The following is a 7,997-nucleotide window of genomic DNA, read 5'->3' on the forward strand; positions in this document are numbered from 1 at the left end:
CCAGTGAGACAATGCTCTATGTTGCCATGGTTCATCTCATGCTTCAAAGGCTTGCTTAAAACTTTTCAAACACTTTCTTAGGGGGCGGAATAAAACTTTCCAAACACGTTTTAAAGGAAAATGATAGGGTTCAGAAAGCACAATTTTGGGATAGATAGCAGGCATTGGATTGGCTAGTTTTGACCCCCAATTTAGGCCAATTATCCAGACTACCTTTGTTAATCAAAACCATTTATGGCAATTTCCCCAACTTCAATCCGGATTCTTTTGGTGGAGGACGATGAACTCTTCCGTTTGGGATTGGTGACCCGTCTCAGCCAGGAACCAGGGTTGGACGTGGCCGGGGAAGCGGAAGATGGAGAAACGGCGATCGCCTACGTCAATCAACAGCTTTTTGACGTGGTGATTTTAGATGTGGGACTGCCGGGTATCGGTGGCATTGAAGCCTGCCATCAAATCAAAAAAATTCATCCACAATTACCAGTTTTAATTCTTACTTCCCATTCCCAACCGGCCCTGATTAACCGCCTGATTGAAGCCCAAGCCCAGGGCTATTGTGTTAAAGGGGTGGCCGCAGAAACATTAGTGCTGGCGATTCGCTCAGTGGCGGCTGGTGCATTTTGGTGGGATGCCATTGCTTCTCAGGAAATTCAGACCGCATTTCAACACAGTTCGTCCACGGGGGCGGTGCTGCCATTGGCGGATGCAGATGGAGAGAACCCACTCACTAAGCGTGAACTGGAAATTTTATCCCTGGTGGCCAGGGGAAAAAGTAACCAGGAAATTGCCGACGAACTTTACATTGCGCCGGGCACAGTGCGGGTCCATGTACACACTATTTTGCGTAAGTTGGAGGTGCGGGATCGTACCCAAGCAGCCCTTTTAGCCATTGAAAAAAGATTAGTTTCTTTTTGACTGCCGCTAGCATATGCCCAGTTTTATCCAGGCTCTCTAGCAACTGGGAAACTTTGAAATTTTCCTAACCATGGGAGAAATTTTACCAGCCCAAAATCTGGTTCAGGCCAAATAAAACCGAATCATATCCAAGAATATGTTTGAAAAGTTTTCTTTTTCTCCCTAAATCGACCCACTAAAGCTCCGGCAGTGCTGAAGTACTTTTGTTTAAATTCCCCCCAAACTTTGGGCCCAGGGGGGCTTTTGAAACACGCTCTAGGATGGTTCGGCCACATTTTCCCCTTCCAGGGTAACCAGTAAAGGCATAATATTTTCCTCCAAGCGACCCATGCGAATTAAATCGGCATAGGTTTCCGCTTCAATATCCAGCACGGCTTGGTCAAACTTTTTGTTGGCCACTTCCTGCAATAGGGGATATTCCTGTAGCAATAGGGTGAGTTTGTCGGTGACGCTCTGTAATTGCCCCTGCACTAATTCCCGTTTATAACGCAGTCGTTCGAGGTTAATGTCGGGGAATTCGTCGGTTTTTTCTAGTTCCGCCAACACCCGCCTTAGGGCAATTTGTCGGGATACTAGCTCTGCATATTCCAACCGTTGGGGTTGATCGCCAATTAGATCCAAGCCTTTGAGCACAAATTGGGTGGTTAGTCCCTGCACCAGTAGGGTGAATAGCACCACACCAAACACAATGTCGATGATGGCCTGTCTCTCGGCGATCGCCTGGGGCACGCTCAAGGCCACGGCAATGGCAACGGAACCCCGTAATCCCCCCCACCACAGTACGGTTTGCTCCTGGAGGGTGATGTGGGTACGGCTAATCTGGTCACTCACTTTATTGCTAATCAAGCTCAGGCCAAAAATGCTCACTAAGCGAGTCACCACCACCGCCGCAATGGCAATCAAAATCAGATTAAGGTGATCCGAAAGACTGCTCAAGCCAATTTGATCACCAATCAGCAAGAAGATAATGGAATTAACGAAAAAGGCCACGAATTCCCAAAAAATGCTGACAATCAGTCTGGTGCGGGGATTCATGCCAATGCGGGAACCATAGTTGCCTAACACCATGCCCACCACTACCACCCCAATTACCCCCGATCCCCCCAGGTTTTCCGCCAAAATATAGGCACCGTAAGCGGAGACCAGGGTGAGGGATTGCTCCACAAAAGGTAGGTCAAACCGTTGGGTCAACAGGGACAAACTAAAGCCAATCACCAGGCCACAACCCACCCCAATACCTATCACTGTGAGAAATCGGGCCAGGGTAACGGACAAGTCAAAAGTGCTAGTACCCAGGGGAATGCCCACCAAAATGAGGAAGACCACCACCGCCACCCCATCATTAAATAAGCTCTCCCCTTCCATTAACGTATTCAGTTTTTTGCTCGCCCCCAACTCCTTAAATAGGGCAATTACCGACACTGGATCTGTAGCCGACAGGGCCGCCGCCGCTAAAAAGGCGATCGCCAACTCCATACCTCCCCAGTAGGAAAGGGGAAAGGCAATGCCCACCACACAGATGACCACTCCGAGGGTGGCAAAGAGAATAATCGGAAACCAATTTTCTTTGAGATTGCGCCACTGTAAATTCCATGCCGCCTCGAACAGGAGGGGGGGCAAAAAAATTTCCATGATCAATTCCGGTGAAAGATTGATCAGCTTCACATCAACAAAGGCTAGGGCCATGCCCACAATTACCAACAGCAGAGTGTAGGGAATTTTTCGCAGAATTGGCACCGTCTTGGACAGGGTCGCAATGCTCAGGGAAACCGAGAGCACAATCAAGAATTGTTCTAGGTTATAGGAAATCGAGAGGGATTCGTTGACCGCTGTATCCACGGTTTTGGCTCCTTTCTGGCTAAAATCTCCCCCATTATGGGGCCACTCCGCTCTGAGGGCAAAGTTAATCTGAGGATAGGGGTCAGTCTGTAGCAGTCTAAGCAGATTTGCGCTGGTCAAAAGTTCTGGGATGGGCCCCGGAGTCGAGCCATGGCCCCAGATGGCAGCCTATCAATGCCAACTCCCTGGACTAAGCTTGTCAAAATCATTGGCTTTATTCTATCATTAGTTATCTAACAACAATCCCAGGTCTATGAAAGTGAAGATCATGGCCATCGGTCCATTGTATTTATTGATTTCTGCACAGCCTAGACCCAAGCCCCGCCAGGACCGACAACTGAAAATTACTGAAATTTAGCTTAGGTTCCAGCTCAGTGTGGGCTTGAAGAAAATTTAATCCGCCTCCTCAAATTGTCCCTCCCATCTAATCACCATCTTCATCAAGGACATGCAAGCAACCTTACACCAATTAAAAGTTTTTGAAGCCACGGCTAGACATGGCAGTTTCACCAGGGCAGCAGAAGAACTTTACATTACCCAGCCGACCGTTTCCAGCCAGATCAAACAGTTATCCAAAACTGTCGGACTTCCTCTGTTTGAGCAGATTGGCAAACGACTTTACCTCACCGAGGCGGGCCAGGAGCTCTTGGTAACTTGTCAGGATATTTTCCAGCGACTGGACAATTTTGCCATGAAAGTGGCGGATATTAAGGGGACAAAACAGGGTCGTTTACGCTTGGCGGTGATTACCACGGCAAAATATTTCATTCCTCGTTTACTGGGGGAATTCACCCAAAAGTATCCCGGCATTGAGGTGTCCCTCAAGGTGACCAACCATGAGCAGATTCGTCACCGGATGCAAAACAATGAAGATGATTTGTACATTGTTAGTGAGCCGCCGGAGGAAATTGACCTTAATTACCAACCTTTCCTCGATAATCCTCTGGTGGTCATTGCCCGTCGGGACCATCCCCTAGCCGGGAAAAGCAATATTCCCATTACGGCGCTGAATGATGAAGCGTTCATTATGCGGGAGAAAGGTTCCGGTACCCGTTTGGCGGTACAAAATTTATTCCACCGCTATTACGTTGATGTACGGGTGCGACTAGAACTGGGGAGTAATGAAGCCATCAAGCAGGCGATCGCCGGTGGCATGGGCATTTCTGTGTTGTCCCAACATACCCTGGTATCGGAGGGAGCCCGCAGTGAGCTGACAATTTTGGACATTGACGAATTTCCTATCAAGCGGCGTTGGTACGTGGCTAACCTAGCGGGTAAACAACTGTCGGTGATTACCCAAACCTTTTTGGACTATCTCATGGCCGTTACCAAAAATATGCCGGCTCCGTTTGCAGAGCAATTAACGACCCAACAAACCCCTGTGAAGTTAGTTCTTTAATCACCTTGATTGATTTTTAACAATTTTATCTGCTTTAACCATTGATTTTGTCCCTGGATAAACCCTGGGCGGAGGGGATGGCGCAAACCGTGGGGTTAGTGGTTTTAATTTCCACCTGGTGGTGCCCTGTGCTTTTTAATAAACTCGCTAGAGCCACTTCGGCCTTCTGGTTAGCCTGGTTCAAAATGCCTTGGTCACAGGCGGCGGCGGTGATTTTGGCTAGGGTCTGCCGTTGGGCCAAAGTTTGTAGCTCCGGAACAGTGTCGGGTCCTAGGTTTAAAAATCCCCGGTCATAGTGGTAAATGCGGGAGCGTTCCACATCAATCTTTTGGTCAAGAATTTGCGGCGGCGGCAGGGTGACAATTAGCGTTTCTCCCTGTTGTTGAATACTTTGTTCATTTATCTCGGCTAGATCAATGCCGGCCCGCACTTCCCCGTAGCCAATGTAGAGTAAGTCGGTGCGCCCCAGGGTGAAATTACCCCATTGCCGTTCCTGACTAGTGGGCACTACGGTTTCCATGGCAAAAATGGTGGTGGTTAGTTCACTGACTGCCCGGATTTGCTGCACCACGAGGGTAGAAATTTCCGCCTTGGCCTGATTATTGCCGATGCGGAGCCAAGGGCTGATGATACGTAGACCCTGGACAATGCCCATAACGGCGATCGCCATGGTTAGAACTACGCCCCCAGTCCCCAGAAGCGGTAGTCGCTGAAAAATGTTCCGGGCTGGTGGTGAGGAAGATAGTTTTTCTGCCATGGTTTAAGCAATGGTTGAGGAGGGAATAACTTGATTGTAGTAGCCGGGGATCGCAGTTTTAATGGATACTATTGCCGTGACTGTATGGGTCCATGGGGCCAATTCCATCGTCAACTAGCTTCTAAATGGAACTCAGGCGGAAAATTAGGTAAATTTCACCATACCCGACTAAGGCACTTTCTGTTGCTGGGGTCTGGGTCCGCTAATGTGACAAAAAGTTATTACTGAAGTCATGGGGTTGGCCTTGGTCGGGCAGTTGACAACAATGGCGATCGGAGTAGCCCATGCCTACGGTGTGATCATTGCTCAATCTCGGCAAATTAATAGTGGGAATATTGTGCGAACATAATTACGACAAAAACTCAAACATAAATTTAAACACCATTGGCAATGCTGGCAAGTAAATTGAATCCGTAAAAATCATGACAGATAACAGCCAAAGTCTCTCTCTAATTAAATGCCCCACCGGGATTCAAGGTTTTGATGAAATTACCAACGGTGGTTTACCCCAGGGCCGACCAACCCTCATTTGTGGTTCAGCCGGTTGTGGTAAAACTCTATTTGGGGTGGAATTTTTAGTGCGGGGGGCAGTGGAATATGGAGAGCCAGGGGTTTTAGTTTCCTTTGAAGAAAGCGCCAAAGAAATCATCCAAAATGTGGCGTCCTTAGGGTGGAATTTACAAGATTTAGTTGCCGAAGAAAAAATTTTAATTGATCATATTTATGTTGAAGCTAGCGAAATTCAAGAAACAGGAGAATATGACCTCGAAGCCCTATTTATTCGCTTAGGCTATGCCATTAATAAAATTGGTGCAAAGCGAATCCTTTTAGATACAATTGAAGTTCTTTTTTCTGGCTTAGAGAATACCAATATTGTCCGAGCAGAATTACGTCGTTTATTCCATTGGTTAAAGCAAAAAGGCGTTACCGCAGTGATCACAGGGGAACGGGGCGACAAAAATTTAACTAGGCAAGGTCTGGAAGAATACGTATCTGATTGTGTTATTAAACTCGATCAAAAAACTGTGGAAGAGGTTGCCACCAGAACTATTCAGGTCGTTAAATATCGAGGCTCACGCCATAGCAATAATGAATATCCTTTTTTGATCGAAGAAAATGGCATTTCCGTGTTGCCTATCACTTCCCTGATTCTCAATCACAGCGTCTCCCAGGAGCGAATTTCCACCGGCATTCCCCAATTGGATGATATGTTTGGCGGGCAGGGTTATTACCGTGGCAGTAGCATTTTAGTAACCGGGAGAGCTGGCACTGGCAAAACTACCCTGGCGGCCTTTTTTGCCCAGGCAACTTGCTTAAGGGGAGAACGATGTTTATATCTTGCTACTGAGGAATCACCCCAACAAATTTGCCGCAATTTAAACTCCATTGGTCTAGATTTATCGCCCTATTTAGACAGTCAATTACTACAATTTGATGCCACTCGTCCTACTAATTATAATTTAGAGATGCGTCTGTTTAAGATTCATAGTTGGGTCAGAAATTTTAAGCCAAGCTTGGTGGTAGTTGATCCAATGAGTAACCTAATTACTAGTGGCAATTTAAATCAGACAAAAAACTTTTTCATGCGTCTAATTGATTATCTAAAAAGCCAGAAAATTACTGTATTTTTGACGGATTTGACCGGCGGCAATGTGGGATATGATAATGAACAAACAGAAGTTGGTGTTTCTTCTTTAATGGATACCTGGCTGGAGTTACAGACCCTGAGAATAAATGGAGAAAGAAATCGTATTCTCTATATTTTAAAATCTAGGGGCATGGCCCACTCCAACCAAGTGCGGGAATTTATCCTTAGTAATGATGGGGTAGATTTAATCGAAGCTTACATTGGTGAAGGGCAAGTACTAACAGGTACCCAAAGGATTAATCAAATTTTAGAAGAAGAGGCGATCGCCAAAAGGCGGCAACAGGCTCTAGAGCTCAGCAAACGGAATTTTGAGCGGAAAAAGTACTTACTGCAGGCGAAGATTGATGCCCTCCAAATGAAACTAGCCAGTCAAGATGAGGAATTAGAAGTACTAATGTTGGAGGAGGAAGAATTCAAACAAACAATGTTGGCCAACCGTAATCTGATTAAAAAGTCTCGCCACATTTATCAAAACACCTAAGTACTGAAGAGTCTTCTATTATGGAAAATTTAAACGCTCTATCTGGCAATCAAAACTTGGAAGTTTGGCAACTGCGTCTGTATGTAGCGGGACAAACTCCTAAATCCGTCACAGCTTTTATAAATTTAAAAAAGATTTGTGAAGAATATCTAAACGGTCAATATCAAATTGAAATCATCGATTTGACCCAACAACCTGAATTGGCGATCGAAGATAGTATTTTGGCATTGCCTACTTTAGTAAGAAAATTACCCGAACCAATCAAAAAAATTATTGGTGATTTGTCCAATACAGAAAAGGTATTAGTGGGCTTACAAATTTTACCCTCTATGGATTGGAAAATCTAGCATTTTAGGTTGTCGCAATGAATGTTCCGGAGGATTTAAAACCCGCAATCACAGAAATATTTGAGCACCTTTTTACAAAATTCAAAGAACATTATTACGTACTGCGGCTTTGCATTCCAGGGAGCAAATTCTAGTCTTTGCAAGCCTAGGAAAGTGTTTGAAAAGTTTTAAGCAAGCCTTTGAGGCATAAAATGAACCATGGCAACATAGAGCAGTGTCTCACTGGTGGTAGGTAAATATTCATACTTCTTACTGAAACGACGATAACCTCCAAACCAAGCAAAGGTGCGCTCGACTACCCAACGGCGGGGTAAGAATTCAAAGCCTTTTTGTCCCTGCTTTTTGCTGACCACATTCAAGGTCCAACCAAAAGTATGCTCCACCCAATGGATAAAATCTTTTCCGCCAAAGGTACTGTCAGTCCATATAACTTGTCAGGCACTGCCAAAGGGGAGCAAACCAGGTGCCAAGTAGAATCAGACCCTGATGGTCAGAGCGATGAGCGCTGTGAACCACAACATCGAGAAGTAATCCCATGGTATCCACGAGGATTGTACGTTTACGACCATTGACCTTTTTTCCGCCGTCATAGCCAGTTTCTTGCCCAGTTC

At 45.9% G+C, this 7,997-nt stretch carries 6 protein-coding genes and 1 pseudogene; 4 read left to right on the forward strand and 3 right to left on the reverse strand.

All coding sequences use genetic code 11. The features are described 5' to 3' along the window. The first annotated feature begins 234 nt into the window (after positions 1–234). Positions 235–915, forward strand: coding sequence for a response regulator transcription factor (locus BWK47_RS10675; protein WP_162328624.1), 681 nt, complete (start codon positions 235–237; stop codon positions 913–915). Between the two features lie 255 nt (positions 916–1,170). On the opposite strand, the gene BWK47_RS10680 is transcribed toward BWK47_RS10675, so the two are convergent. Then, positions 1,171–2,754, reverse strand: a complete 1,584-nt coding sequence (locus BWK47_RS10680; protein ID WP_162329679.1) for a Na+/H+ antiporter — start codon at positions 2,752–2,754, stop codon at positions 1,171–1,173. A gap of 448 nt (positions 2,755–3,202) precedes the next feature. Here BWK47_RS10680 and BWK47_RS10685 point away from each other — a divergent pair, with 448 nt between their 5' ends. Continuing rightward, positions 3,203–4,153 carry a LysR family transcriptional regulator gene (locus tag BWK47_RS10685; RefSeq protein WP_162328625.1) on the forward strand — a complete coding sequence of 317 codons (951 nt, stop codon included), beginning with the start codon at positions 3,203–3,205 and terminating at the stop codon, positions 4,151–4,153. Between the two features lie 34 nt (positions 4,154–4,187). Here the strand turns inward: BWK47_RS10685 and BWK47_RS10690 are convergent, their stop codons facing one another. Further along, entirely contained in the window at positions 4,188–4,910 is a 723-nt protein-coding gene (locus tag BWK47_RS10690) for a DUF4230 domain-containing protein (RefSeq protein ID WP_162328626.1), read from the reverse strand. A gap of 422 nt (positions 4,911–5,332) precedes the next feature. Between BWK47_RS10690 and kaiC the strand changes: the two genes are divergently transcribed. Beyond that, positions 5,333–7,039 carry a circadian clock protein KaiC gene (gene kaiC / locus BWK47_RS10695; RefSeq protein WP_162328627.1) on the forward strand — a complete coding sequence of 569 codons (1,707 nt, stop codon included), beginning with the start codon at positions 5,333–5,335 and terminating at the stop codon, positions 7,037–7,039. 20 nt (positions 7,040–7,059) lie between these two features. Further along, complete coding sequence (locus BWK47_RS10700) at positions 7,060–7,386, forward strand: circadian clock KaiB family protein (protein WP_010872548.1); 327 nt, start codon at positions 7,060–7,062, stop codon at positions 7,384–7,386. Positions 7,387–7,553: 167 nt separating this feature from the next. Here the strand turns inward: BWK47_RS10700 and BWK47_RS10705 are convergent. Further along, positions 7,554–7,997: pseudogene (locus tag BWK47_RS10705) on the reverse strand (transposase); the annotation flags it as partial.

It is taken from the genome of Synechocystis sp. CACIAM 05 (genome assembly GCF_010222815.1).
Classification (GTDB): Bacteria; Cyanobacteriota; Cyanobacteriia; order Cyanobacteriales; family Microcystaceae; genus Synechocystis.